This is a genomic window from Rothia sp. 18CD1-1, from assembly GCF_055285355.1.
Genome location: NZ_JBUZLI010000005.1, coordinates 34311 through 59910 on the forward strand (window position 1 = coordinate 34311; position 25600 = coordinate 59910).

25 protein-coding genes are annotated in these 25600 nt (G+C 54.4%); 17 read left to right on the forward strand and 8 right to left on the reverse strand.

Annotated elements, in window-relative coordinates; all coding sequences use genetic code 11:
• The first annotated feature begins 82 nt into the window (after window positions 1-82).
• Window positions 83-1417 (forward strand): ParB/RepB/Spo0J family partition protein, encoded by a 1335-nt coding sequence (locus ACS1BR_RS05455; protein WP_463560825.1) that lies wholly within the window; start codon window positions 83-85, stop codon window positions 1415-1417.
• Window positions 1418-1643: 226 nt separating this feature from the next.
• On the opposite strand, the gene trxA is transcribed toward ACS1BR_RS05455, so the two are convergent.
• From trxA to ACS1BR_RS05480, 5 genes are all read right to left on the reverse strand, one after another.
• A complete protein-coding gene (gene trxA / locus ACS1BR_RS05460; protein WP_463560826.1) occupies window positions 1644-1970 on the reverse strand; it encodes a thioredoxin in 327 nt (108 codons plus the stop codon).
• A 16-nt stretch (window positions 1971-1986) separates the two neighbouring features.
• Window positions 1987-3012: a thioredoxin-disulfide reductase gene (gene trxB / locus ACS1BR_RS05465; protein WP_463560828.1), complete on the reverse strand. Its 1026-nt coding sequence runs from the start codon at window positions 3010-3012 to the stop codon at window positions 1987-1989.
• An 88-nt stretch (window positions 3013-3100) separates the two neighbouring features.
• Window positions 3101-4396, reverse strand: a complete 1296-nt coding sequence (locus tag ACS1BR_RS05470) for a serine/threonine protein kinase (RefSeq protein ID WP_463560830.1) — start codon at window positions 4394-4396, stop codon at window positions 3101-3103.
• A gap of 81 nt (window positions 4397-4477) precedes the next feature.
• On the reverse strand, window positions 4478-6088 hold the full coding sequence (murJ, locus tag ACS1BR_RS05475) for a murein biosynthesis integral membrane protein MurJ (RefSeq protein WP_463560832.1): 1611 nt from the start codon (window positions 6086-6088) through the stop codon (window positions 4478-4480).
• A 64-nt stretch (window positions 6089-6152) separates the two neighbouring features.
• Window positions 6153-6656: an NUDIX hydrolase gene (locus ACS1BR_RS05480; RefSeq protein WP_463560834.1), complete on the reverse strand. Its 504-nt coding sequence runs from the start codon at window positions 6654-6656 to the stop codon at window positions 6153-6155.
• A 90-nt stretch (window positions 6657-6746) separates the two neighbouring features.
• On the opposite strand from ACS1BR_RS05480, the gene ACS1BR_RS05485 reads away from it, so the two are divergent.
• From ACS1BR_RS05485 to ACS1BR_RS05525, 9 genes are all read left to right on the forward strand, one after another.
• On the forward strand, window positions 6747-8159 hold the full coding sequence (locus ACS1BR_RS05485) for a CCA tRNA nucleotidyltransferase (RefSeq protein WP_463560836.1): 1413 nt from the start codon (window positions 6747-6749) through the stop codon (window positions 8157-8159).
• Between the two features lie 151 nt (window positions 8160-8310).
• Window positions 8311-10722, forward strand: a complete 2412-nt coding sequence (locus ACS1BR_RS05490) for a nitric-oxide reductase large subunit (protein ID WP_463560838.1) — start codon at window positions 8311-8313, stop codon at window positions 10720-10722.
• Between the two features lie 2 nt (window positions 10723-10724).
• Window positions 10725-11537, forward strand: coding sequence for a transposase (locus ACS1BR_RS05495; protein ID WP_463560840.1), 813 nt, complete (start codon window positions 10725-10727; stop codon window positions 11535-11537).
• Window positions 11538-11581: 44 nt separating this feature from the next.
• A complete protein-coding gene (locus tag ACS1BR_RS05500; protein ID WP_463560842.1) occupies window positions 11582-12394 on the forward strand; it encodes a slipin family protein in 813 nt (270 codons plus the stop codon).
• Window positions 12395-12564: 170 nt separating this feature from the next.
• A complete protein-coding gene (locus ACS1BR_RS05505) occupies window positions 12565-13545 on the forward strand; it encodes an ABC transporter ATP-binding protein (protein ID WP_463560845.1) in 981 nt (326 codons plus the stop codon).
• Window positions 13545-14405, forward strand: coding sequence for a hypothetical protein (locus ACS1BR_RS05510; protein WP_463560850.1), 861 nt, complete (start codon window positions 13545-13547; stop codon window positions 14403-14405). The genes ACS1BR_RS05505 and ACS1BR_RS05510 overlap by 1 nt, the downstream gene beginning before the upstream one ends.
• 19 nt (window positions 14406-14424) lie before the next feature.
• Entirely contained in the window at window positions 14425-15777 is a 1353-nt protein-coding gene (locus ACS1BR_RS05515) for a sensor histidine kinase (RefSeq protein WP_463560852.1), read from the forward strand.
• 68 nt (window positions 15778-15845) lie between these two features.
• Window positions 15846-16556 carry a response regulator gene (locus tag ACS1BR_RS05520; protein ID WP_463560854.1) on the forward strand — a complete coding sequence of 237 codons (711 nt, stop codon included), beginning with the start codon at window positions 15846-15848 and terminating at the stop codon, window positions 16554-16556.
• Entirely contained in the window at window positions 16549-17727 is a 1179-nt protein-coding gene (locus tag ACS1BR_RS05525; RefSeq protein ID WP_463560855.1) for a nuclear transport factor 2 family protein, read from the forward strand. The genes ACS1BR_RS05520 and ACS1BR_RS05525 overlap by 8 nt, the downstream gene beginning before the upstream one ends.
• Here the strand turns inward: ACS1BR_RS05525 and ACS1BR_RS05530 are convergent.
• The gene (locus ACS1BR_RS05530; protein ID WP_463560856.1) at window positions 17724-18095 is read right to left on the reverse strand and encodes a TM2 domain-containing protein; all 372 of its coding nucleotides are present in this window, start codon (window positions 18093-18095) and stop codon (window positions 17724-17726) included. The two genes, ACS1BR_RS05525 and ACS1BR_RS05530, sit on opposite strands and share 4 nt — an antisense overlap.
• A 332-nt stretch (window positions 18096-18427) precedes the next feature.
• Between ACS1BR_RS05530 and rpsF the strand changes: the two genes are divergently transcribed.
• From rpsF to ACS1BR_RS05555, 5 genes are all read left to right on the forward strand, one after another.
• A complete protein-coding gene (gene rpsF / locus ACS1BR_RS05535) occupies window positions 18428-18733 on the forward strand; it encodes a 30S ribosomal protein S6 (protein WP_463560858.1) in 306 nt (101 codons plus the stop codon).
• Window positions 18734-18828: 95 nt separating this feature from the next.
• Entirely contained in the window at window positions 18829-19449 is a 621-nt protein-coding gene (locus tag ACS1BR_RS05540; RefSeq protein WP_463560859.1) for a single-stranded DNA-binding protein, read from the forward strand.
• A gap of 83 nt (window positions 19450-19532) precedes the next feature.
• Window positions 19533-19769: a 30S ribosomal protein S18 gene (gene rpsR / locus ACS1BR_RS05545; RefSeq protein ID WP_168615119.1), complete on the forward strand. Its 237-nt coding sequence runs from the start codon at window positions 19533-19535 to the stop codon at window positions 19767-19769.
• Window positions 19770-19790: 21 nt separating this feature from the next.
• Window positions 19791-20240, forward strand: coding sequence for a 50S ribosomal protein L9 (gene rplI, locus ACS1BR_RS05550; RefSeq protein WP_463560861.1), 450 nt, complete (start codon window positions 19791-19793; stop codon window positions 20238-20240).
• 104 nt (window positions 20241-20344) lie between these two features.
• Window positions 20345-20671 carry a hypothetical protein gene (locus tag ACS1BR_RS05555; protein ID WP_463560863.1) on the forward strand — a complete coding sequence of 109 codons (327 nt, stop codon included), beginning with the start codon at window positions 20345-20347 and terminating at the stop codon, window positions 20669-20671.
• Window positions 20672-20674: 3 nt separating this feature from the next.
• Here ACS1BR_RS05555 and ACS1BR_RS05560 read toward each other — a convergent pair whose 3' ends face one another.
• On the reverse strand, window positions 20675-21802 hold the full coding sequence (locus tag ACS1BR_RS05560; RefSeq protein ID WP_463560864.1) for an NADH:flavin oxidoreductase/NADH oxidase: 1128 nt from the start codon (window positions 21800-21802) through the stop codon (window positions 20675-20677).
• 265 nt (window positions 21803-22067) lie between these two features.
• Between ACS1BR_RS05560 and dnaB the strand changes: the two genes are divergently transcribed.
• Window positions 22068-23426 (forward strand): replicative DNA helicase, encoded by a 1359-nt coding sequence (gene dnaB, locus ACS1BR_RS05565; RefSeq protein WP_463560867.1) that lies wholly within the window; start codon window positions 22068-22070, stop codon window positions 23424-23426.
• Window positions 23427-23458: 32 nt separating this feature from the next.
• Entirely contained in the window at window positions 23459-24271 is an 813-nt protein-coding gene (locus ACS1BR_RS05570; RefSeq protein WP_463560871.1) for a uroporphyrinogen-III synthase, read from the forward strand.
• A gap of 80 nt (window positions 24272-24351) precedes the next feature.
• On the opposite strand, the gene ACS1BR_RS05575 is transcribed toward ACS1BR_RS05570, so the two are convergent.
• Window positions 24352-25332 (reverse strand): LLM class flavin-dependent oxidoreductase, encoded by a 981-nt coding sequence (locus ACS1BR_RS05575; protein ID WP_463560874.1) that lies wholly within the window; start codon window positions 25330-25332, stop codon window positions 24352-24354.
• Between the last annotated feature and the right edge of the window lie 268 nt (window positions 25333-25600).

The following is a 25600-nucleotide window of genomic DNA, read 5'->3' on the forward strand; positions in this document are numbered from 1 at the left end:
AAACATCATCCCACCGCTATGTTATGACCATGGTTCTCGCTTACACTTGAGGGAGAGAGTTTTTGAATTCAGGAGGATTGAGATGGCAGAGAAGCGCCGGGGTTTGGGGCGTGGGCTTGGAGCCCTTATCCCTGATAACGTTAAAAATGAAGATACGGGCAGATCAGAACCGGTTGTAAAGGGTAATACTGGCCCAAAAGATCCATCGACCACATCTCAATCGGACATAGTCAAGAAGACCGCGGGGTCAGCCTCAAGCAGTAAACAAGGAACCGTAAAGAAGGCCCCCCAGCAAAAAAGAACGGCTACTAAAGAAACTCTGGATACTCCGCAGACTCAGCAAAAAACGGGAGAGGAGACTAGCTCTCCCATGCTACCGGTAGACATGAATGAAAACGCTCCGGCTGAGCGGTCTAAGCAGAAGACCCAGAATGTTTCACGTGAAACAAAACAGACTAGAAAAGGGAAAATATCTGTTAAAGACGGGCAGAAGAAGAGGGCGGATATGGGGTCTGCTCTTCGTAACACGACATCAACACGGCGTCCTGTAGATTTTTTCTTCGGGGAAGATGATACACCGACAGCAGATACCCTTGTTCCCGTACCGGGTGCAGAATTTGCTGTTATTAAAATCAGCGATATTCATCCAAACAGGAAACAACCCCGCACAGAGTTCGATGAGCAGGAAATGGAAGAACTTGCACACTCCATCAGGGAAATAGGGGTTCTGCAACCTATTGTTATTCGTCCGTCGAATGAGAACGGAAAAGAAAAATACGAGTTGGTGATGGGGGAGAGGCGGTGGAGAGCTAGTCAGCGGGCCGGGGTTGATACGATCCCTGCTATTATTCGTGAAACTCAAGACATTGATCTGCTGCGTGATGCCCTGCTTGAAAATTTGCACAGGAGTCAGCTTAATCCGATTGAAGAGGCCGCTGCCTATCAGCAGCTCCTCGAAGAATTTGGTACTACCCAGGAGCAGTTGGCTCAGCGTATTGGGCGTTCAAGACCTCAGATCTCTAACACTATTCGTCTTTTGAAGCTTCCTGCGCTTGTTCAGAGGCGTGTGGCTGCAGGGGTACTTTCATCCGGTCATGCGCGGGCTTTGCTGACGATGAAGAGTCAGGCGGAGATGGAGAAGATAGCGCAAAAAGTGGTTAAAGAGGGTCTATCTGTGCGTGCAGTTGAAGAACTGGTTGCAGCTTCAACGGAGATTCCTCAGAAGGAGAAGAAGACCCCTCAGCCTCAGAAACATCATGAGCGTCTCGACTATGTTGCCGATGCTTTTGCGGATAAATTGGATACCAATGTAAAAATTCAGCTTGGTGCTCGTAAGGGGAAGATGACGATTGAGTTTGCATCAGTGGAAGATCTTAACCGGATTATTTCCCTCCTTGATCCGAATATTGAGGAATAAACTAGCTAAATAGGTAGTTTTTCAATCTTCACTCCGTCAGAAAATTTCTAGAGGAAACAGCAGTGTTACTTTTGTCGGTAACATGGTGGGAACTATTCTGGGTGATCCGGTGACAATTCCTATGAACTTGATACTGTCGAAAGTAGCGTAGCCGCCAATCCATAAATTATCCGGGCCCCGGGGAAAACCCCGGGGCCCGGATGAACAGAGAAACTATAGCCCTTACTTATGCCTCAAGGTACTTGGCAAACTCTTTGACCAGGGCAGCCTTGGGCTTAGCACCCACGGTCTGATGGTCAACCTCACCGTCTTTGAAAACATAGATAGCGGGGATCGAGGTAATACCGTATTTCATAGCTGTCGCCGGGTTGTTCTCAACATCGAGTTTGACTACCTTCACTTTGTCAGAGTACTCTTCACCGATTTCATCAATAACGGGGCCAACCATGCGACAGGGGCCACACCATTCCGCCCAAAAATCAACAATTACCGGTTTTTGGGATTTAAGGACCTCTTCACCGAAAGTGGAGTCAGTAACCTGTTGAGCCATCATAAAATCCTTTCACACTCTAGAGAGATTCTATATAGTGTTGGGCATCCAGAGCCGCAACACAGCCGGAACCGGCGGCAGTAATAGCCTGCCGGTAGGTGGGATCGATAACATCACCGGCGGCAAAAACACCGGGAATAGATGTGCGGGAAGAGCGGCCCTGAACAGCGATAGTCCCTGCATCGGTAAGTTCCAATTTTCCCTCCACCAGAGAAGTGCGGGGATCAGAACCGATGGCAACAAAGACACCCTCTACGGCAAGCTCAGACTCTTCACCGGTTTTTGTGTGAGACAGGGTCACAGAGGTAACCTTATCCTCACCGTTAATACTTTTCACCGTAGAATCCCAAACCACCTCAATCTTATCGTTTTCGAAAACACGCTGCTGCATGATCTCTGAGCCCCGCAAAGAATCACGGCGATGCACTAAATAAACCCGAGAAGCGTGGTTTGTCAAGTAGAGAGCCTCCTCCAGGGCAGAATCACCGCCTCCCACTACGGCAAGTACCTTCTCCCTAAAGAAAAAACCGTCGCAGGTGGCGCACCAAGAAACACCGTGTCCAGAAAGACGCTGCTCCCCCTCAATGCCCAGCTTGCGATACTCGGAACCGGTAGAAATAATCACGGCCTTGGCCAGGTAGACAGAACCATCACCGGTTATGACCTTTTTCGTATCACCGGAGAGCTCCAGCACCTCAACATCCTCGTAGCGAATATCTGCACCGAAACGCTCGGACTGCGCACCCATGGTACTCATCAACTCGGGGCCCTGAATACCCTCAACAAAACCGGGATAATTTTCAACATCGGTGGTGGTCATCAGATCGCCACCGGGGGAGACAGATGACGCAAACAGGAGAGGTTTCAGATTCGCCCGGGCGGCATAAATAGCCGCGGTGTAACCGGCAGGGCCCGACCCCACAATAATGACGTCGTGCACGGTATCATCAACTTTCTGTTCCCGCCCGGTATCGTCGGCAGCCCCAAGATTCAGACCAAAACCGTTGCCACTGCCAAAAACATCACCCAGAGGATTGGTAGTCACGCGCCTTCCTTTCAACTAGAAAACTTATCACCGGATAGAACCCGGTTGCACACAGGTTTATTCCGCGGTCACCTCACAACACAAGAAACTAGTTGGAAGGAGTCACCTCAGAAATCCGGGCACCGTAGGTGTATCCGGACACAATGGGCTGAGATAGATTGGGCGCCGACGTGAAATTGATAATCACGTATTTGACACCCTCACCCTGCCTATCGGTGTTCAGCTGAACCTCGACACTGGACCCTGTGAAAGAACCGGAGCCCACCTCGGTTGCACCCGTCAAAGAAGCAGAATCATTGGTATAGACGGTAAAAGCCCCACCGGTACCCGAGACCTGCTCAATGGTCAGAGAAGAAACAGTGGTTTCCTCCCTCAACTCATAGGCAAGCGCAAAAGAGTTGATAACCCCACCAAAATTCGCGGAGGCAAAAGCGTAACTTGTCCACGCAGTTGAGCTATTACCGTCTATAGTCTGGGCAAGAGTGCCATCCTGGTCAGCCATATACGAACTATTCGAGGGGACCAGGCGAGTAACACCGGTAAAGCGGGGGGAAGTCCTCTGCGTCGCCGATGCCGATGGTGAAGACGTTGCCGAAGCAGAAGCACTTGCACTCGCCGAAGCGGGAGTAGAAACCGCTGTAGATACATCGCGATCCGACGCCTCCCGATCAACCATACCGTTGAGGCTGGTAAACACCGCAGCAACACCTATAACCAGCAAAATAGCGGCAGCAATAGCCACTATCCAGACACCGCTGCGACTATCCTCCTCATCATCGAAATACGCCTCATCGGGGTACTCTTCATACTCCTCATAGTCACCGTCATACGAGTCATCGTAGGAATATTCGTCATCATATGAATTGTCCTCGTACCCCTCCCTATCCCGTATCCGGTTAAGCGCTATTTCCTCGGTCGAATCCTCATGAACCAGACGGATAGCAGAAATAGCCGCAGGGACCGGAATAGGAGAAACATAGGGGGTCTGCCCGGTAGCCAAATCATCGCCAAAAATCTCCTGCCCCAAAGCCTCCTGAGTTTCTGACGAGGCCGCCACCAGATGAGAATCGGCCAGCAAAGTATCGAGCAGGGTGTCCGGACGAGAATGAGAAGTCACCAAATAGGTTCTGCCACCGGTATTACCCAGATCAAGGATCTGCACGCTAGAGCGTGTATTGGTTGCCAGGGTGCGAGCATTAGAAATCAGGCGGCTATTATGCTCGGGGGAAGAAACAACAATTGAGACCTTACGGTTCAGAACCTGATCCATGCCCTCAAATACAAAGTCGCCATCGGCGGTGTCAACAGATGAAGCAACCACCTTATAGCGCTCTCCGAGCACGGTATTGAGCGGTATAGGGTTTGAAGGTTTCTGCGTCAACATGCCCTCCCGAGGCTGGTTACGGTTCTTAGGTTCGTGTGAGAGTCTATGGGAATTTTACTTCACCCGGTCCAAGATATGTGGTTAGAGTCTGGTAAAAGGAAGTTTGCTACGAATCGGTGCCATGAGCATATCGAGCTCCCGCACCCGGAAAATATGCAAGAAAATATAGTAGGCAAAAACCATAACAGTACCGCCCACAAGAATGGTAACCAGGGCGTTGAAAGACCCTCCCCAGGCAAAACCGGAAGAAGAATAGCCACCAAACATCCACAGCACCAGGGCCCCCACCAGCCCCGAAAAGAAAGAAGCCAGAGCAACTTTGGCGTGGGTCAGCACAATATTAGCCCCGTCGTAGTCACCAAAGCGGCGCTTAAGCACAATATGGTTGAGTATCACCGCAATAATATTTTGTAGAGCGTAGGTGGCGGCAAGACCAAACACAATATAGTGCGGATCAAGCATTGACGACAGAAAACCCATGACAACGATAGCCACAGCGGCCACAAGCTGAATATAGAAAGGGGTCCTCGCATCCTCCTGCGCGTAGAGCACCCGGCCCATCATGAAAGAGACAGTGAGAAAGGGCCCGCCCAGAGCAATGATAGCTATGGTCTGACCAATGAGGGCTGCGGAGACAGTACTACCATTACCGAAAAGCACACCCACGGGGCCGGCAAAAACCACCAGAGCAACAGCGAGAAAAACGGTGGCGAGAGATGCTACCCGCAAACCGGAGGAAAGGGCGGCAACCACGGTGTCATCATCGTCGGACTGGGAGGCTCTTGACATACGGTTGAAAAGGTAGGTGGCAATTGAGAGGCCCACCACCCCGTGAGGTAGCGAATAGAGCATCGATGAATAGTTCAATGACTGGATACCGGGAACCAGGGTGCCGTCCGTTGAAATAACATTTGATGCCGTCTGCGTGAGATAGAAAAAAGCGAGATTGGAGACAATACCGGTGGCCAGAGTCCACCCCGCCAATTTTGCCGAGGCGCTGAGACCTATACCGCGCCAACCGAACTTGGGCCGGATCCTCAGCCCCGTGCGACTCAACGGATACAGCAGTACCAGGGCCTGAATCACCACACCCAGGGTGGAAGAGCCGGCAAGAACGAGGGTTTGTGCGCTGGTCCAGGTAGAAACATCGTGCAGGGGAGGCACGGTATTCGTTTGCCTGCCAAATGCCATAATGAAAAAAATAAGCGAGACAATAGCCACCATATTATTGATCACCGGAGACCACATGTACCAGCCGAAAGCTCCGCGCGCGTTAAGCACCTGACCGATAATCGTGTAAAAACCGTAGAAAAAAATCTGTGGCAGACACCAGAGAGCAAAAATCAGGCCCAGCGACCGCTGCTCGGGAGTCCACTCGCGCCCCATCACCGAGATAATGGGCCAGGAACAGGCCAGCACAACCACGGTTACCGCGGCAATACCCACGGTAGCCAGAGTCACCAGACGAGAAATAAAATCCGAACCACCGTCGTGATGCTGGGCAGCCTTAATAATTTGTGGGACCAGAACAGCGTTAAAAATACCACCGGCAACCAAAACATAGATCAAATTGGGAAGGGTATTGGCGGTTTCAAAAATCGTGCCCATGGCCGTACCCGTACCGATAGCATAGGTAACCAAAATGGTCTTAACAAAGCCCAGCACCCGGGAAACCATGGTTCCCGATGCCATGATAGCGCTAGAGAATGCTCCCGTACGTCCCACTGAATGTGCCCTTTTCTGCTAGCTCTAACACCTAAGAGAGCTGGTGAATAATGTACTCGCGTGCAATTTCAGCGATGCGACGCTCATTTGGGAAAGAAAGCCTCTGACCCAGATCGTCGATGTTCACCCATGCCACATCGACAGCCTCGTGGTCGGGATCTTTCTCGGTCGTCAGAAACCCGCCCGTGGCAGCAAGAAGAAAATGGTGTACTGTCTTGTGCACTCGCCGCCCCGAAACCGTAAACCAGTAATCGATATTACCTAAAGACGCCAAAACATCGCCGGTGATACCCGTTTCTTCTTCAATCTCGCGGGCTGCAGCCTGGACGCTGTTCTCATTGTCCTCGGGATGCCCCTTGGGAAGGCACCATTCAAGACGGCCGCCCCGATTGATCCTGGCGATAATAGCAACGGGAAGATCCCTCTTGTCAAAATCAACAATCACACCGCCGGCGGAGACTTCCTCAACCGTGGACAACATCGAAACGGGCGTAACCGCTCGCTCCTTGGGAGCCTTCGGCAGTGGAAAAGTCATGTCTCTACCTTAACCGATAGAGCCGTGTAAGTCTGATTAAAGCCCGCGATGTGGGTGCAACGGTGATTTATCTGGCACGATTAAAGAACTATGGCGAACCTTTTTGACTCTTCTGTTATTCACCCCCGTGCCCTGGCCCTGGGGGAGCTTTTTGATACTGCCGGCTATGAGCTTTCGCTCGTGGGCGGGCCGGTAAGAGACCTGTTCCTGGGGAACACGGCAACCGACCTAGATTTCACCACCAATGCGAACCCCGATGAGATTCTTGAAATCACCGGGGACTGGGCGGACACCACGTGGGAGATTGGAAGAGACTACGGGACCATCGGGATCCGTAAGGGCCATGACCTGATTGAGATCACCACCTACCGTGCAGAGGCCTACGAGGCGGATTCGCGTAAGCCTACCGTAGCGTTTGGGAACAGCTTGCAAGAAGACCTTTTTCGCCGCGACTTCACTATCAATTCCATGGCTCTGCGCCTGCCCACACTTGAGCTTGTTGATCCCTACCACGGTATCCGTGATCTCACCGAAAAGGTTATCCGGACACCGGGGCGGGCCGAAGACTCCTTTTCCGATGACCCGCTACGTATGATGCGGGCTGCCCGTTTTGCCGCCCGTTTTAATTTTGAGCTCGCCCCGGACGTCTTTACCGCCATGAAAAATATGGCTGAACGCATAACGATTATCTCAGCGGAGCGAGTGCGAGACGAACTGATTAAAACCGTCAATGCGCAGAACCCTGCTCGAGGTATTAGCCTGCTCGTTGACACGGGGATTGCCGACTATGTGCTTCCCGAAATTCCCGCCCTCAAACTTGAGGTTGACGAACACCACCGCCACAAAGATGTCTACCAGCACTCCCTCAAGGTACTCGAGCAGGCCGCTGCACAGGAGACAGGGGTGGACGGAGCTGTACCCGGCCCCGATTTTATTCTGCGCTGCGCCGCACTGATGCACGATATCGGTAAGCCGGCAACCCGTAGGTTTGACTCTCATGGTTCGGTAAGCTTTCTACACCACGATGTGGTGGGGGCAAAACTGGTGAAAAAAAGGATGAGGGCTCTACGGTTTGATAAGGAGACTATCGCGGCGGTGGCCCGACTGGTTGAGCTGCACATGCGGTTTTACGGGTACGGGGATTCGGGGTGGACCGATTCTGCGGTGCGCCGCTACGTGCGCGATGCCGGTGACCTTCTTGAGCGGCTGCACCGCCTCACGCGTGCGGATGTCACCACCCGCAACAGGCGCAAAGCTGAACGTATTTCCCGGGCCTATGACGACCTGGAGCGGCGCATTGGCGAGCTTGCCGAGCAGGAAGAGCTCAACGCCCTGCGTCCGGACCTCGACGGTCAGCAGATTATGGATATTCTAGGTGTTTCACCCGGACCTATAGTTGGTAAGGCATATAAATTTTTGCTCAATATGCGCCTGGATGAGGGGGAGTTGGGGCAGGAGGAAGCAACCCGCCGGCTCAAAGAATGGGCAAAACAGAATATATAGAAACGGTGGGAGGGACACCTCCTCTTTTTTGAGAAGAAGGGGGAAAGAGGATCCCGTGGTGGTGCCGTGTTGATTATTTGCATATTTTATGCGAATTTTAGAAGTGGGGATTATCCCTCCAGCACATACACCCTCGTAGAGAGACCCTCTCGTGATCAAGAAAGTATCAACAGCCACCCGGCTAGCCACAGAACAACGAATCGACCAGGTTTCAGCCTACGCGGGCAAAGGCTGGGTTCAGGGTCTGGCCCTCGTGCTACTGGCCAGCTTCACCATCATGGCTATTCTGGCAATGCGCACCTACGCGCTCTCCATGCCGCTTCCCGACAAAATCGTCGATGATCAGGGAAACGTCATCGCCACCTCAGAACAAATCACCCGCGGCCAAGAGATATTTCAGAGCCGCGGCCTGCAACAGTACGGCTCTGTTCTGGGACACGGCGGCTACCTCGGCCCCGACTTCACCGCAGAATATCTGCACCTCACCACCGAACACGCCGTTGAAAAATACCGTAGTGAAGGGGTGCAAGAACCGCGCGAAGCGGTGAAAAATGAATGGCGCGCCAACAACTATGACGAAAATACCAAAACCCTGCGCTGGACAGACCAGCAGGTAGAAGAATTTCATCGCATGGTTGACCACTACACCGTTTATCTCGGTGAGCAATCCGGTGAAAACGGTATGTTCCCCAATGCCCTCAAAACCGATCAGGAATTTTACGACACCACAGCTTTCTTTGCCTGGACAGCCTGGGCGGCAGCGGCTGAACGCCCCGATCACAACTACACCTACACCAATAACTGGCCCAGCGAAGAAAACGTGGGCAACACACCCACCGCAGACCTCATGGTCTGGTCGACACTGTCGCTAATCGCGCTTATTGGCGGTATAGGAATCATCTTCCTTATCTATGGACGCTGGTCACGCACTATCGGCTGGCACGGCGAAGAAGCACCGGTGCTTGATTTCCGCCAGCCCAACGACGTGCGACTCACCCCCTCGCAGAAGAACGCCGGACTGTTTTTCATCGTTATTACCGTGCTCTTCTTTATTCAGGTGATGGTGGGGTCACTCACCGAACACTACCGGGTTGAGCCCGAGGCGTTTTACGGTGTTCGCTGGATTGCTGAACTGCTGCCCTACACGGTCTCCCGTACCTGGCACCTACAGCTTTCCCTGCTCTGGACAGCCGGGGCCTTTCTGGCCGGAGGTATTTTTATAGCCCCGCTCATCACCCGCAGAGAACCCAAGAAACAGGGTCTACTCACCGTTATTCTGTTCATCGCGGTCGTGGTGGTGGTGCTGGGATCCATGCTCTTTGAGTGGCTCTCCCAAAAAGGCTTTATGCCCGCAGGATCCCTCTTCTCCCAGCAGTGGGAATTTCTTGATCTGCCCCGTATCTTCCAGATAGCGCTCACCGCCGGAATGTTCCTCTGGATAGTGATCGTCTACCGAACTCTGCATTCCCGGCTCAAAGGCACCAGAAAAGACACCATGCCCTGGCTCCTTCTCTTCTCGGGCCTGGCCATACCCATGTTCTACGCGGTGGGCCACATGGCAAGCTCGGGTACCCACATCTCCGTGGCAGAGTTCTGGCGTTTCTGGGTGGTACACCTCTGGGTTGAGGATTTCCTTGAGCTTTTCACCACCGTGATGGTTGCCTACATGTTTGTGCTCCTGGGTGTTGTACGCGAGCGCATAGCCATAGCCATTATCATGATGGACGCCATCCTCTACTCTTTCGGTGGTGTTATAGGGACCCTGCACCACCTGTACTTCTCAGGAACCCCCTCCGAGCAGATGGCTTTCGGTGCTTTCTTCTCGGCGATCGAGGTAGTACCGTTGACCTTCCTCACCGTTGAAGCCTGGGGTTTTATGCAGTTGGGTTCGCGCCAGTACACCAACAAAACCAAACCCTTCCCCCACCGTTGGGCTGTCATGTTCCTGGTGTCTGTGGGGTTCTGGAATTTCTTAGGTGCCGGAGTCATGGGGTTCCTCATCAACCTGCCTATTGTCTCCTACTACGAGATCGGTACCGCACTCACCGCAAACCACGCGCACGGAGCCATGATGGGTGTGTACGGGTTCTTAGCACTTGCTTTTGCGGTCTTTGGTCTGCGCTATATCGTTCCCGAAAACAGGTGGCCTGAAAAGGGGTTGCGCTTCTCCTTCTGGGCGCTGAATATCGGGCTGATCTGGATGGTCTTCATTTCTCTTCTTCCCATGGGTATTTCCCAGCTCTACGAATCGGTTAACACGGGCTACTACGAGGCCCGAACCATCGATTTCATTAACAACAGCGCCAACTCGCTGATCGAGTGGTTGAGAATGCCCGGAGACATTATCTTTATACTGGGTGTCTTCCCGCTGTTGTGGATGTCCTGGCAGGCTCTGCGTCACTTCTTTGGAAAGAAAGCTAAGCCCACCACGATGGAGCTTATGGATCCGCCGCTGTACGAGGTGATGACCGAAGAGCGGCTTGAAGAGCTGGCTGCCCAGGAGCGGGCTGAGAAATTGCCGGCTCAGATGAGTCCCTACCGCAGCGATCGTCGGAAGGACTAGCAATGCCCGCGCAGATCTGGGGTGTCACCACCCTTGTGTGGGTTGCCTCCGCGTACGCCCTGTTCCTCGTGGGGGTGGGGTGGACTTTTGATCGGCTAGCCAGAAAATCGTCGCAGAGGTCTGTGGCTAATCGTACTTTTGGTTTTCACTATCACGAATCGCACGATGCCTGGCAGTGCCCCGAAGACCAGTGGCTGTGGCCCACCGCCTACGATAAAGAGAACCGGGTAATGCGTTACCGGGCAAATGCCAGTATCTGCAATACCTGCCCGCTTAAAGCGACCTGCACCGTATCCCGTCAGGGGCGGGAGATTGTGCGCGAGATAGATCCCTGGCCATACTCGGATAGCGGGAGATTTCACCGGGGCCTAGCGACGGTTGTTGCCCTTTTCTCCCTGGTGATTATGGGTATGGCAATGATCCTCTTTCACTCACCGGTGGAAGTGATGGTGGAGGTTGCTACAGCGGTGGTTTGTCTGGCTTTTACCGCGCCGCTGGGGCTGAAACTACTGCATAACCCGGCCAATCTCGACGGGCTGGGAGTAACGCACGTGCGCAATGTTTCCGCCCGGGAATCGACCGAGGTCCTTATGGATCGTTTTGAACAGAAGTGGGGCGGGGTGTCTAACGAACGGCAGGCTAAGGCCGAGAGGGAGCGGGAGCTACTGCCGCTGGTTGCGGTTTCGAGTGGGCGACGCCGTGGCTGGAGCGGTACCGGGGAGGCTTCGCTGCATCGTTCCACCGCTGAGGCGTTGGAGCGGATGAATCTGGAGCGTAGCCAGCGGGACCAAAACACCGTGGCCGGTGAGGAATAGAGAATTGTGGAGCGGGTTGTTCCGGTCCGAGAGAAAGGTTAAATATGTCAGCGCCGATAATTATTGTGCTGTGTGCTGTGGTGATTCTACTGGTGTTGTTTCTTGCCTCAATTCGGGTAATTCCCGAGTACGAGAGGGGTATAGCTTTTCGGTTTGGCCACGTGCGGCCCGTGCTGAACCCGGGCTTGCACCTGATTTTTCCGCTGATTGATTCGCTTCAACGGGTGGATTTACGGGTGATTACCCTGACAATTCCGCCGCAGGAGATTATCACCAAAGATAATGTTCCCGCCCGCGTGAATGCCGTGGTTCTTTTTAACGTCACTGACTCGCAGCGGGCGGTCCTTGAGGTGGAGAACTATGCTGTTGCTACCTCCCAGATCTCGCAGACAACCCTGCGCAGTCTTCTGGGTCGTGCTGAGCTCGATGATCTCCTCGCCCACCGAGAAAATCTCAACGCCGATTTGCAGACCATTATCAACTCTCGGACTTCCGGTTGGGGTATAGATGTTTCTCTGGTTGAGATTAAAGATGTTGAAATTCCCGAAGCCATGCAGAGGGCAATGAGCCGGGAGGCTGAGGCGGAGCGTGAACGGCGGGCAAAGATTATTTCTGCCCGGGGCGAGCTTGAGGCTTCCGACGAGCTGAAGACAGCGGCGGATACGCTGAGTCAGTCTCCGGCGTCGTTGCAGCTGAGGTATTTACAGACCCTGTTGGAGTTGGGTGCAGACCAGAATTCTACGGTGGTTTTCCCGCTGCCGCTGGATATTATTGGGCCGCTCATGAACGGTATCAAGCCGGTCATTGAGCCGAAGGATGAGGACAACCGGTCAGAAGACGGCAACAAAACCGGGTAAGAGGCTAGGAACCGGTCCCGGTCCGCGAAGAACGGGAACCCTATCACCTCCCCGCCCAGGATTGAAACATAAATCATAAAACCCTCTCCGGTTAGAGGAAAAAACGGGGGAGACCTTTTAGGCTTAAGAACAGCACATAGAGAACCAACTATTGGATCTAAGGAGATAGAGTGCTTGAAGTCAGGTCTCTCACCAAACGGTACGGGGATAAAACCGCCGTTGACAATGTAAGTTTTACTGTGCCGGATGGCAGGGTAACCGGATTTTTAGGCCCCAACGGTGCTGGCAAATCTACCACTATGCGCATGATTGTGGGGTTGGAAAAAACAACCTCGGGGTCTGCTCTGGTCGACGGACAGGAATATGTTTCCCTTCCTTCACCCCTTTCATCGGTGGGTGTTCTCCTCGATGCAAAGGCCATGCACCCGGGGCGGTCAGGCTACAACCATCTGCACTCACTGGCCATGACCCACGGCATTCCTCGCCAGCGTGTTGATGAGGTTATTGAGATGACGGGTCTTTCGTCCGTGGCGCGGAAGAAGGTTAAAGGTTTCTCGCTGGGTATGGGTCAGCGTATGGGTATAGCCGCCGCGCTGCTGGGGGACCCCCAGAACCTTATCTTTGATGAACCTGTCAACGGCCTAGACCCCGAGGGCGTCATTTGGGTGCGTAACCTGGCACGATACCTGGCTTCAGAGGGTAAAACCGTGCTTATTTCCTCCCACCTGATGAGTGAGATGGCGCAGACCGCAGACGACCTTGTGGTGATTGGACGCGGTAGGGTACTGGCGCACTCGTCGGTGCAGGAGTTCTTGGAGCTTGCCGATAATGATCGGGTGCTGGTGCGCACCGATGAGCGTGAACAGTTTGAGCGCGTTCTGAGGGAGAGATCTACCGCTGTTGAGGAAGTTGAGACCGACGGTCTTATGGTAACCGGTATGCAGGGCCGTGACCTTGCGCGCTTGGCGCAGGAGTCCGGGGTGCTACTTCACGAGATTACTCCGCAGATTGCCACTCTTGAAGACGTGTATATGAATATGACCAGGGAAGAAGTTGAGTACAGCTCATCACAGCTGGGATCGGAGAAGACTGACGCTGTGTCTGAGCCTGCTGCCCCCTGGGATAAACCTCAGACAGAGGAGGAGAACTAATGACCACCACTACGTCGACATCTGGGTCCGCCCACACCCGTGTATCGCGGTACGCGCAGAAGAAACTCAATTTTATGGGCACAGTGGGCTCGGAGTTTCTCAAGTACCGAACCCTTATTACCAACTGGGTGATGATTTTTATAACCCTTATTGTAATGGTTGGTCTGGCTGCTCTAGAGGCGTTGGGACGCAATTTTCTCTACGCTGAAATGAAGAGTGGTGGCCAGGCCCCTCTGGAAATTATCGATACCTACAAAAATTATTCTGCCGCTTTGGGCGGTGGGGGCATAAGTATGGCGAACATGCTGGTTGCCTCGATGGCGGTTGTATTTATTGCCTCTGAATATTCAACCCGGTCTATTCAAACCACTCTGATCGCTGTACCCAAGCGTTCTATGGTATATCTGGCAAAAATTGTTGTGGTTACCCTAGTTACTTTTGTTCTCGGATATATCAGCGCAATAATTTCTTTTTTCGTAGGCCAGATGGTTATTGACCCAGATATTAGGGTTTCGGTAAATTCGGGAATCCTGCTCAACTGGTTAGCTATTTCCGCCTATTTTGTTTTTATGTCTTGGCTTGGTCTGGGAATGGGAGCATTATTGCGCAATAATGCGGGCGCTATTGTCTGCATCGTGGTGCTCATCTTTATTTCTGCTATTGTTTTTTCCTTCTTCCCCTGGGAGTGGGCAAAAGATTTTAGTAACTATCTTCCTATGGCTATAGGAGATACTTTTATTAGGTATGGACTGCCTGATGATGCTGAGATAGGTTACGGTAAGGCCGGCCTGGTTCTCGCGGCCTGGGGTGCTGTCCCTGCCCTGCTCGGCTACCTTCGCTTCCGTTTTACAGATAGCTAGCAAGAGATAAAGAGAACCGTTGAATTCGATATCTCCAGGTGCTGCCCCTCTCTCTGAGGGGCAGCAGTTGCTTGCGCAGCGGCGCGGCCCGGTGCGGCTCTGGATGCAGAAGCATCCTCGCAGTATTAACCTTATTCTGGCTCTCGCTAATATTTCTTATTTATTAGCAACCGTCGTTGTTATTTTTGTGAGGAATTATGGGGCACCTCTTGAGGCTCCTCCGGTAGAGGAGGTAATCTATTTTGTGCTGGTTTCCTTTTTGCTTACTCTGGGGATTTTCTACAGGGATAGGTATCCCGCATTTCTTTTTTGTGCAGCGGTAGTTGCAGATCTTTTTCAGGCGATACTTCAGGATGAGGTGTCTGAAAATGAGATGGGTTTTGGTGCGGTGAGTGGTATTACCGTAGCCATATTCCTTTATTCTCTCGCTTATTTTTGCTCCTGGCGGCGAATACTCACTGTTTTTTTGATGTGTATGGTTATCGACGGTGCAGCAATTATTACCGCAGTCTACCGTGTTTCTATCTTTTTTGAAGATAACGTTGTTGATGAAGCCGCATATAATTCGGTGCGAATATCTCTTATAGTGAGTAGGTTCCTGCTCAGGGTGTCTATCGGTTTGGTCATCATCCTCATTGCCCGTCAGGTTCGTAAAAACCGCGACTTTGAGGCAGAACTCCTTGTCACCTTTGAAAAGAACCAGCAGCTTGCCGCTACCGAAGAGAGGAATCGGATTGCGCGGGAAATGCACGATGTGGTTGCCCACTCTCTCACCGTCATGATCGCCCTCGCAGATGGCGCCCGTATCGTCGGTAAGAAAGACCCGCAACGGGCGGGGGAGGTACTGGGCGAACTTTCGGCGACGGGCCGGGCAGCACTCGCTGATGTTCGTCGTACGCTGGGGGTACTGCGGGAAGCCGAGGGAGAGCCTGTCCCTCTGAAACCCGTTGAGGGCGGAACCGAAAACGCTGAGGAGAATCTTGCTGAACTGGTGAGATCGTTTGCTTCCACCGGATTACCCGTGCAGTTTAACCACGAGGGACAGCCGATCCCCACCGACCACAATCTGCGTTTGAGTATCTATCGCATTGTGCAGGAATCCCTCACTAACGCCCTTCGCTACGGTGAAAATGTGCGCTCGGTAGAGGTCACTCTGCGGGTTGAGCTACCCGATATTTGGATTCGTGTGGTCAACGACGGTGTGATGTCCAGCCCACCGCGACGGAGGGTAGATCCCAGCGAGGGGCTCGGAAGTGGAAAGGGTATTGCCGGTATGCGTGAGCGTGCCGCCCTCTACGGGGGCAGCGTTGAAGCCGGGGAAAACAGCGTGGGTGGTTGGACTGTGCGGGCACACCTCTTATGGCGTGGATAAATAGCTAAGAATCTTCTGTGCTGACTAGAATAAGAGAAATCCCCGGGGCATGAGAAGGAAGACCTGTTGTGAGCGAAACTACCGCACCACTGCGCGTGGTTCTTATTGATGATCAGCCCCTCTTGCGCATGGGTTTTCGCATGGTTTTGGAAGACTCGGGAATAACGGTGGTGGGCGAGGCAGGTAACGGTGCCGAAGGTGTCGACGCTGTTCGGGATCTGCGCCCGGACATCGCGCTCATGGACGTGCGCATGCCGGTTCTCGACGGTATCGAGGCAACCCGGCAGATCACCGCAAACACCGCGACAAAGGTTATTATCCTGACCACCTTTGACCTTGATGAGTATGCTTTTTCAGGTCTGAGAGCGGGGGCCAGCGCCTTCATTCTCAAAGATACCCAGCCCGAGGAACTGGTGCGAGCGGTTCGTGTGGTTGCCGGCGGAGACTCGATCGTGGCACCGAGAATTACAGCCCGCTTGGTCGAAGAATACGTTCACGGCAGTAAACAATCTGTCGATATCCTTGACAGAATATACAGTGATTTGGTTGATTCTCTCACTCCCAGGGAACAAGACACCGTGCTAGCTATTGCCCAGGGACTCTCCAACGCCGAGATAGCCCAAAAATTCTTTGTATCCGAGACCACGGTCAAAACCCACGTGCGCTCTATCCTGTCCAAACTCGGTTTACGCGATCGTGTGCAGGTGGTTATATTTGCCTACGAATCACAAATGACCAGCCCCGGAGGGCACCTGAGGGAGGGTACGCCCGGTGTCTAGGCCGCGTAAACGATCAGCGGAAATTCTCAGCCGTGCCGAGAAAATCTCTGTACGGCGTCGCCTTACCCTGGTGGCTTTGCTGGTGGTGGTTTTTGCCGCTGTACTTGTGTCTGTGAGCAACTATATTTTTCTTGCTCACACCCCTGAAAAGGCGGTAAAAAATTATTTGAACTCCCTCCAGAGCGGGAACTATTTTGCGGCAGCTGACCGTTCCGCCTACGGAGATAGTTCGGCTGTCTTCCTCAAAAACTCTATGTACCGGGCAGCCTCCGGCAGAGTAGAGGACTATAAAATTCTCTCCATTGATGAGAACGGGGATAGGGCTATCGCGCATGTGAGGGTGACTGTGCAGGGTAGTAGCCGTGAGGTTGAGCTGCCGCTGATCAGAGAGCACAGGTCGGGGCTCTATAACGACACCTGGAAACTTGACGGTGCAGCGCAGGCCAATGAAATGCTCACAATACCCGTTGCCTTTGATCGAATAATGGTGAACGGGAAATCACTCAAGCTCAATACTTCTCGTGCCCAGCAGGGGGAGTCTGGCTATAGCTGGAAGGTGCCCCTGCTACCCGGAGAATACGTTTTTTCCCTCCCCGAAGATTCGTATTACAGGATTGTGGGCGGTGAGCAGGTGGTGAAAATTGACCTGCTTCAGAAAGAGGTTGCTCCACTGAACCTCGATGTACGCCCGTCAAAACGCATGTGGAGGGAAACCGATTCCGCGATCGATTCGTGGCTGAGCAAGTGCGAGTCTTCAAAATCGCTGGCGCCGGTCAACTGCCCGGCATCAGCAGCATATGATTCGTTGGGTCGCCCGCTGGACAGGGTGCTCCAGTCGGAAGGCTCGGACCCGTCACGGCAAACCGAGGGTCCTCTTTCAACCCCCACCTCCACAGACCGAGCAAATATTACCGATGTGGAATGGAAACTGGTAAGCCGCCCCTCGCTGCGGCTCCAGCAAAGCCTAGAATCCGCAGAGACATGGACAGCCACACGACAGGAACCGGCGGTATTCGAACTCACCTACCGGGTCAACGGGGAGGATCGAAGCGAGACCGTTAGGGCTTCTATCGACGTCAAAGTCGTTTCATCGGGGAGCTCTGCCACAATATCTGTGGGCCCGGGTGAGTTCCCGGAAGAAACGGAGGAACCGGGGAAAGACGAAAGCTAGTAAACCCGGCGGTTTGCGAGCGAATTGATAATCCCCACCCGCAGCGGCATGGTGAAAATGTCAATGAACATCAAAATTCCCCACAGGATGAGCGGTATCCAACCAATAATCAGGGCCGTGGTGAGCGAGCCCAGGGTGAAGAGAAGCAGATAGACGATGCCCATGATCGGCTGGCGCAGATAGAACTTGTGGATACCGAGACCGCCCAAGAAAAACCACAGCACATAGGCGAGCACCAGGGATTTCTGCTGGATAATGTAGGTGGGCCCAGAGCCCGGATTGCCCAGACCGTAGCCGGGGCTGAAAGGATTCCGCTGGTTATCGCCGTTGATATACCGGGGGGTGTAGTGTTCGGGACGCTCAGACATAAAAACTCCTTACAAAGCTAAAGCTATTGAGACTCACGGTAGTGCTTACACGGTTAAAACTACCTGGCCTCCTCCACCGTCGACACGGTTTCCAACCCCTTTTCGCACAGGGCGTTACCCGCACGATCCCCGGCCGCAGCAGTCCCCGGTGACTAAAACAACTGTGACCTTGCGCCATTTTTTCTCTCCAGCAGTGGATTGAACCCGCCGTGGGGTAGAGTTGGGGGAGTCTGTGTTGCTCATCGGCCAATTACCGCTAGCACACAAACCACAGTAAGAATCTCCTGCTATGGAAATCCCATAGCCGTTTAGCCCAAAGGAGGGGTTTAATCATGCGCGCATACGAGCTGATGGTTATCCTCAACCCCGAGGTGGAGGACAAGGCTGTCGAGCCCACACTCTCCAAATTCCTCGAAATCGTAACCAAAGACAACGGCACCGTCGACAATATGGATATTTGGGGCCGCCGCCGTCTCGCCTACGAAATCCAGAAGAAAAACGAGGGAATCTACGCCGTCGTCAACTTCACTTCCACCCCGGAAACCGCCGCAGAACTGGACCGCGTTCTTTCCCTGAATGAGTCCGTCATGCGCACCAAAATTATTCGTCCGGAAGACCAGAAGATCTCTTCCAAGTAGGTGAGAAGACGGTGCCGGCTCGACCGCCGATAGCGGAAAGGTCGGGTACAGCGTGAGAAATTTTCTACTAGCTTGAACTAAGGACTGGAGGCCTCATGGCTGGCGATACCGTTATCACGGTTGTCGGTAATCTTACCGGCGACCCGGAGCTCCGCTTCACCCCCAACGGTGCCGCGGTAGCTAACTTTACGATTGCGTCCACCCCCCGCACCTTTGACCGTGCATCGGGTGAATGGAAAGAGGGCGAAACCCTCTTTCTGCGAGCGTCGATCTGGCGTGAAGCTGCTGAGAACGTTGCAGAAACCCTGCGCAAGGGTATGCGCGTGATCGCCCAGGGCCGTTTGAAATCTCGATCCTACGAGACCAAAGAGGGCGAACGCCGCACCTCAATGGAGCTGGATATCGAGGAAATTGGTCCGTCACTGCGTTTTGCGTCGGCCAATGTCAACCGCAACCAGCGCTCCGGAGGTAACTTCGGCGGTGGCCAGGGCGGCTATAACGGTGGTTCCAACTATGCCGGAAATCAACCGGCCGGTGGCGGATACAATGCCGGTGGACAGCAGGCTAATTTCGCGGGCGGCAGCGGCGGAGGCTACAATCAGCAGGCACCCGCCCAACAGCCGCAATCACCGGCCCCAGCAGCAGACCCGTGGGGTGCACAGTCCGGCGGTAACTACGACTGGGGGGCAGGGGCGGATGACGAGCCGCCCTTCTAAACCTGTCCACCTCACACCAATAATTATTCAACCCATCCCGCGGTAGACTCCGCGGGCTCCCACACAATCTAAGGAGCACCACGATGGCTAAGGCTGAAATTCGTAAGCCCAAACCAAAGCAGAACCCGCTGAAGGCTGCTGACGTAACTGTTATCGACTACAAGGACGTTGCACTTCTGCGTAAATTCATCTCTGATCGCGGAAAGATCCGTGCCCGCCGGGTCACCGGTGTGTCCGTGCAGGAGCAGCGCAAGATCGCCCAGGCTATCAAAAATGCCCGCGAGGTTGCTCTGCTTCCCTACTCCGGCGCCGGTCGCTAAAGAGAAGGAGAGTAGAAGAACATGGCAAAGATTATTTTGACCCAAGAAGTAACCGGTCTCGGTGTAGCTGGCGACGTTGTTACCGTCAAAGATGGCTATGCCCGGAACTACCTGCTACCTCGCGGTTTTGCGGTCACCTGGACCAGGGGCGGCGAGCGCCAGGTTGAGTCCATTAAGGCTGCCCGTGCGGCCCGTGCTCAGGCTTCTCTTGAAGAGGCGCAGACGCAGGCTGCCCGGTTGGCGGAGGCAACCGTGACTCTCGCCCATAAAGCGGGTGCCGAGGGGCGTCTCTTTGGTTCTGTGAACCCTGCCGCTATCGCAGAGGCTATTGAGGCTGCCGGGTTTGGTTCCGTCGACAAGCGGGCAATCAACCTTGAGAAAGCAATCCGATCAACCGGTGTTTACTCTGTATCGGTGCGTTTGCACGACGATGTTGTGGCAAACGTTGAGCTTGATGTTGTAGCCGCCTAACCTGGTTCTCAGGATCGATACGGCCCTTTATACGCCGCCTTCCCGTTTACGGGGAGGCGGCGTTTTTGTGTACTTTGGTCAAGTGTTTTGGGCATACTGTATTTATGCCTTCTCGATCAACGCACACCTCGTCTGCTCGCCCAGCACTACGCCCGAGCACTCAGACTTTTCTCGTGGGTGCTCTTGCTGAGGGTATTGCGGTGGTGATGTTACTGGTAGCGGTATTTGCGGGTGCGGGGTCCCCCTCGGCGGTGATAGCTACCCTACTCATCTGTTCTATTGTGGGGATTATTGCTTCAGCTCTGGCAACAATCCTGGCCCTTGTGGGCCTGATCCGCTACCGTAGCATGTGGGTGTGGAACCTTCTGCTGCTAGTATGCTCGATCATTTTTAACCCTTTTCTCTGGTGGACGCTTCTGGCCTTTATTTAGGGGTTAGAAGCGTGCCCGCCACAGCGGTGTTGCGTTGGGTAGCTGGTCGGCGGGTACCTGAAGTTCTACCGCCGCACGGGTGGCCCAGTGGGGGTTTCCTAGTGCGGTGCGGGCGAGGGAGACGGCGTGGGCTTGGTTGGTGCGCAGAATGGTTTCTGCCTGTACAGCGTTATCGATCATGCCCACGGTGCTTACTACCGTGTTGGTATCTGCCAGCTCGTCGAGAATATTCTGGGCTAGCGGAACCTGGTAGCCAAAGCCCAACGGGATGTTTTTATAGTCGGTGAGTCCGCCCGATGAGACGTCAACCCAGGTGAAACCGTGCTGTTGATTGAGCTCACGAATAAGAGGTGCCGACTGATCAACGGTCCAGCCCCGCTGACCGCTTTCCTCCAACCAGTCGGTACCGCTCAGCCGAATACCGAGCACCTTGTTCTGCGGCCAGACCCCGGCAACCTCTGCGGCTATTTCCCGAACAAAACGGGTGCGGTTTTCTTCGCTGCCACCGTATTTATCGGTGCGATGGTTGGTGACGGGTGAGAGGAACTGGTGGATCAGGTAGCCGTGTGCCCCGTGCAGCTGAATCGCATCGTAGCCGGCGCTGTCGGCGCGCTGTGCTGCGGTAGCGAAGGAGTGCACGATCTCTTCCACCTCCTCTGTGGTGAGCCGGTGGGGAGCGTCGAGGTGGGGGAAGATGGGTGAGTCCGTGGACGATACCGTTGGCCATCCGCCTTCGGCTGCGGAGAGGGTGTGATCTTGGGCGCCCGGACGCCAGGCGGGGGTTGAGGCTTTGCCCCCGGCGTGGGCGAGCTGTAGGGCAATTTTTGCTCCCAGCGAGTGCACAAAATCTACGATGCGGCGGTGTTCGACGAGCTGGTCGTCGTTCCAGAGACCTAGGTCTTGGGGGGAAATGCGGCCGCGTGGTTCCACCCCGGTGGCCTCGACGGTGATGAGTCCGAATCCGCCGGCGGCAAGTGACCCGTAGTGCATAAAGTGCCAGTCAGTGGGTATGCCGTCTTGTTTTTCTACGGTGTACTGGCACATGGGGGCAACAATGGTGCGGTTTTTTAGGGTGAGGCCGTCTCCGGTTCTGGTGGGTAGGGTGAGTTTTTGAAAGAGTTTTGCTGGCATGAGTGTCTCCTGTTCGGTCTGGTTTTAAGCCTATACCCTGTACCGGAAGCGGTATAGGGGCCGGGGCGGCGTACGATTGGCGAACATGGAAGGAGGAGGGATTGGCCGGAGGGCCGATAGCTGATGGATGCCCTGTTCACCTAGTGACTCTTCTCAAAGAGAAAGGCCGGTCCCGCTCACCTGTCCGGTGTGCGAAGATGGAAGCTACCTGATTCTTAGAAGCCGAAAAGGTGCCGGACCGCGGCGCCTCCAGTAGAGGTTAGATGTGTCTGAAGATTCTGATTACGGGGTACGATCCCTTCCCCACGATGAAGTCGCCGAGCAGTCGGTACTCGGCGGTATGATGCTTTCCAAAGATGCTATCGCCGATGTGGTTGAGGTCCTTGCCGGTAAAGACTTTTACAAGCACAGCCATGAATGCATCTATGAGGCAATCATTACTCTCTACGGGCACGGCGAGCCTGCTGACGCAGTTACCGTTGCCGATGAGCTCAACAAGCGTGGTGAACTGGGTACGGTGGGCGGCGCCGCCTATCTACACTCTCTTATTTCGTCTGTACCAACAGCGGCAAACGCCGGTTTTTACGCTGATATTGTTTCGGAGCAGGCGGTGCTTCGCCGGCTGGTGGAGGCTGGTACCAAGATTGCCCAGATAGGCTACTCGGCAGACGGCGAGGTGGAAGGTCTGGTGAACCAGGCCCAGGCAGAAATCTACGGTGTCTCTAGCGGCCGGCAGAGCGAAGACTATGTGCGGTTGCAGAGTGTGCTTGATTCAACGGTCGATGAGATTGAGGCGAATGGGGCCCGTACCGGCGGTGTGCACGGGGTGCCCACCGGTTTTATTGAGTTTGATGAGCTCACTGCCGGCTTGCAGGCGGGGCAGATGATTGTGGTTGCGGCTCGCCCGGCGATGGGCAAGTCTACTTTTGCTCTGGATATCGCCCGGTCTGCGGCGATCAAAAACAATATGACCACCGTGTTTTTTTCGCTGGAGATGAGCCGCAATGAGATTGCAACAAAGATTCTCTCGGCAGAGGCTTCGCTGAACCTGAGTGACTTGCGTAAGGGTCAGCTCGATGATGAGCAGTGGGCTAAGCTGGCCAATGCGATGGGCAAGATCGGTGATGCCCCGCTTTTTATTGACGATTCTCCCAATATGACCCTGATGGAGATCCGCGCCAAGGCTCGGCGGTTGAAGCAGCGCAATAATCTTCAGCTGATTGTGCTGGACTATCTGCAGCTTATGAGTTCGGGAAAGAAGGTGGAGTCTCGCCAGCAGGAGGTTGCTGAGTTCTCGCGTGCACTCAAACTTATGGCTAAAGAGCTTGAGGTGCCGCTCATTGCGTTATCGCAGCTTAACCGTGGTTCTGAACAGCGCACCGATAAGCGTCCCATGGTGTCTGATCTGCGTGAGTCGGGTTCAATTGAGCAGGATGCGGATATGGTTGTTCTCCTGCACCGCGATGATGTTTACGATAAGGAGTCTCCGCGAGCCGGTGAGGCAGATTTGATCGTGGCTAAGCACCGCAATGGCCCGACCAAAACCATTGCCGTTGCTTTTCAGGGACACTATTCACGCTTTGCAAATATGACTCATGATTCATATTCGGGTGAAGGCTATTAGGCGTGCGCGCACAGTACAGGATGGTCGAGGACATGAGTAAAGTTTTTGCCGGTAAAACCGTGGCCGTGACGGCTTCCCGCAGGGCAGAAGAGCAGGCCGCAGCGTTTGAACGGCGGGGTGCACGCGTTATGATTGCGCCCACCGTGCGCATTGTGAAGACGGACGATGACACGTTGCTACTTGATGAGACCGGCCGGGTTCTTGACAATCCACCGCAGATGGTGTTGGTAACCACCGGTTATGGTTTAAAAAGTTGGCTGGAGACGGTTGACAAAACGGATATGGGTCCGGCCTTACGGGCGGTACTGGCTGCCGCCGATATTTATGTGCGCGGGGCAAAGGGCCGCGGTGCAGTGCGTGGACTGGGTTTTCAGGATGCGGGGATGGCGGCGGTTGAGACTACCCGGTCACTGGTAGATCTTGTCCTCACGCAGGGCGTAGCCGGAAAAAGTGTGACTATTCAGCAGCACGGTCAGCCCGATCCGTCCCTGGTTGACGAGCTGGAGAGGGCGGGGGCACAAGTTACCCAGGTGCACCCTAACCGCTGGGTTCAACCGCGGGAACCGGAGAAGGTAGACGCTCTCATTGACGCTGTGGTGGGTGGAGAGGTCGACGCTATCACCTTTACCGCAGCCCCCGCGGTTGAGGCGCTGGTCAGCAGGGCAGAAACAACCGGGCGAGGAGCAGCTTTCCTTGACTCACTCGGTAGGGTGCGCGTGGCTGCTGTAGGTCCGGTCACAGCCCAATCTCTTGAAGGGCACGGTATCAGCCCGCTGGTCCCAGAACGTTCACGGCTGGGGGCCATGATTAAGGAACTCATTAATAGTTTCTCTTCCGAGCCATGATCCGGGTGCCAGCTGATAGACAGCCCCTTGCCTGTGTCCGCGACGGCGAGCACGGGCCGAGGGGCCGCCCCGTGAGGTCTCTAGGAACTCATCAGCTGGTTTGCCACGATATCAAGGGTTTTATAAACACCGTCAGTACTCGGTGATAGCGGCGAGAGCATAAGCTCGTTTGCCTCCACCGACTGTGCAAAGCGAAGCAGATAGTCTTTGACCTCGATGCCGGTGCCCACGGCGGTGTACCTCAGCATAGAGAGCACCTGCTGACCCTGAGCAGAGTTCATGAGCATGGAGAGCTCAGCATCGGAGTAGTCGCGTCCCCTGCCGACCATATTTTTCACCCGGTTGCGCTGGGCAATCGAGAGCTGCTCTGTGGCGTCGTCGGTGGTGTCGGCGGCAAGGACGTTGACCGCAGCAATCACGTAGGGTTCGGCGAGCTGCTGTGAGGGTTTAAAACGTTCACGGTAGAGTTTTATCGCTTCTTCCAGGTGCGCGGGGGCAAAGTGGGAGGCGAAAGCGTAGGGTAGGCCCAGTGCTGCGGCCAGGGACGCACCAAAGAGGGAGGAGCCCAGAATATAGAGGGGCACATTGGTGCCGCGGCCGGGGGTGGCGTTGATTCCGGGGACAAGGGTCTTATCCGTGAGATAGCCCTGTAGTTCTTGAACGTCTTGCGGAAAATTTTCGGCGGTGCTCGGTTCGCGGCGTAGCGCCTGAAGGGTTTTGAGGTCGGTTCCGGGTGCTCGCCCTAGGCCCAGGTCGATACGGTTGGGGTAAAGTTCAGCCAGCGTGCCGAACTGCTCTGCCACGGCTAGGGGTGAATGGTTGGGGAGCATAACTCCGCCGGCCCCCAGACGGATTTTTGTGGTGTGGGCGCCGATATGGGAGATGAGCACGGCGGGCGCTGAGCTGGCTATCGAGGGCATATTGTGGTGTTCTGCGTACCAGAGGCGTTCGTAGCCTAGGTTTTCAGCGTGCTGGGCGAGCTCAACTGAGCGGTGGAAGCTTTCGCGGGGTGATTCGCCGTCGAAGATTGTTGCGAAGTCGAGGATTGATAGGGTCGGCATAGCTGCTCCTCTGGTAGTGGTGGTTGACTGTATGCATTACAGTGCAACCGGTGGATTGCTGATTTTGTTCCGGCGGTTTGGGCTTGGCCGCTGGGTTTTTTGGTCGGGGTTTCCTCGTGAGAGCCCGGGCTGTTGGGCTAGCTGGGGGCGATTTTTGAGGGTGGCAGGCAGCAAACGATATATTTGTGCTACTTATCACTGTGTGTGGGGTTGCTGTGGGTGGTTTGGGGTGTGTATTGTAGAACGAGTCGCCTGGGCGGGGTTGTTT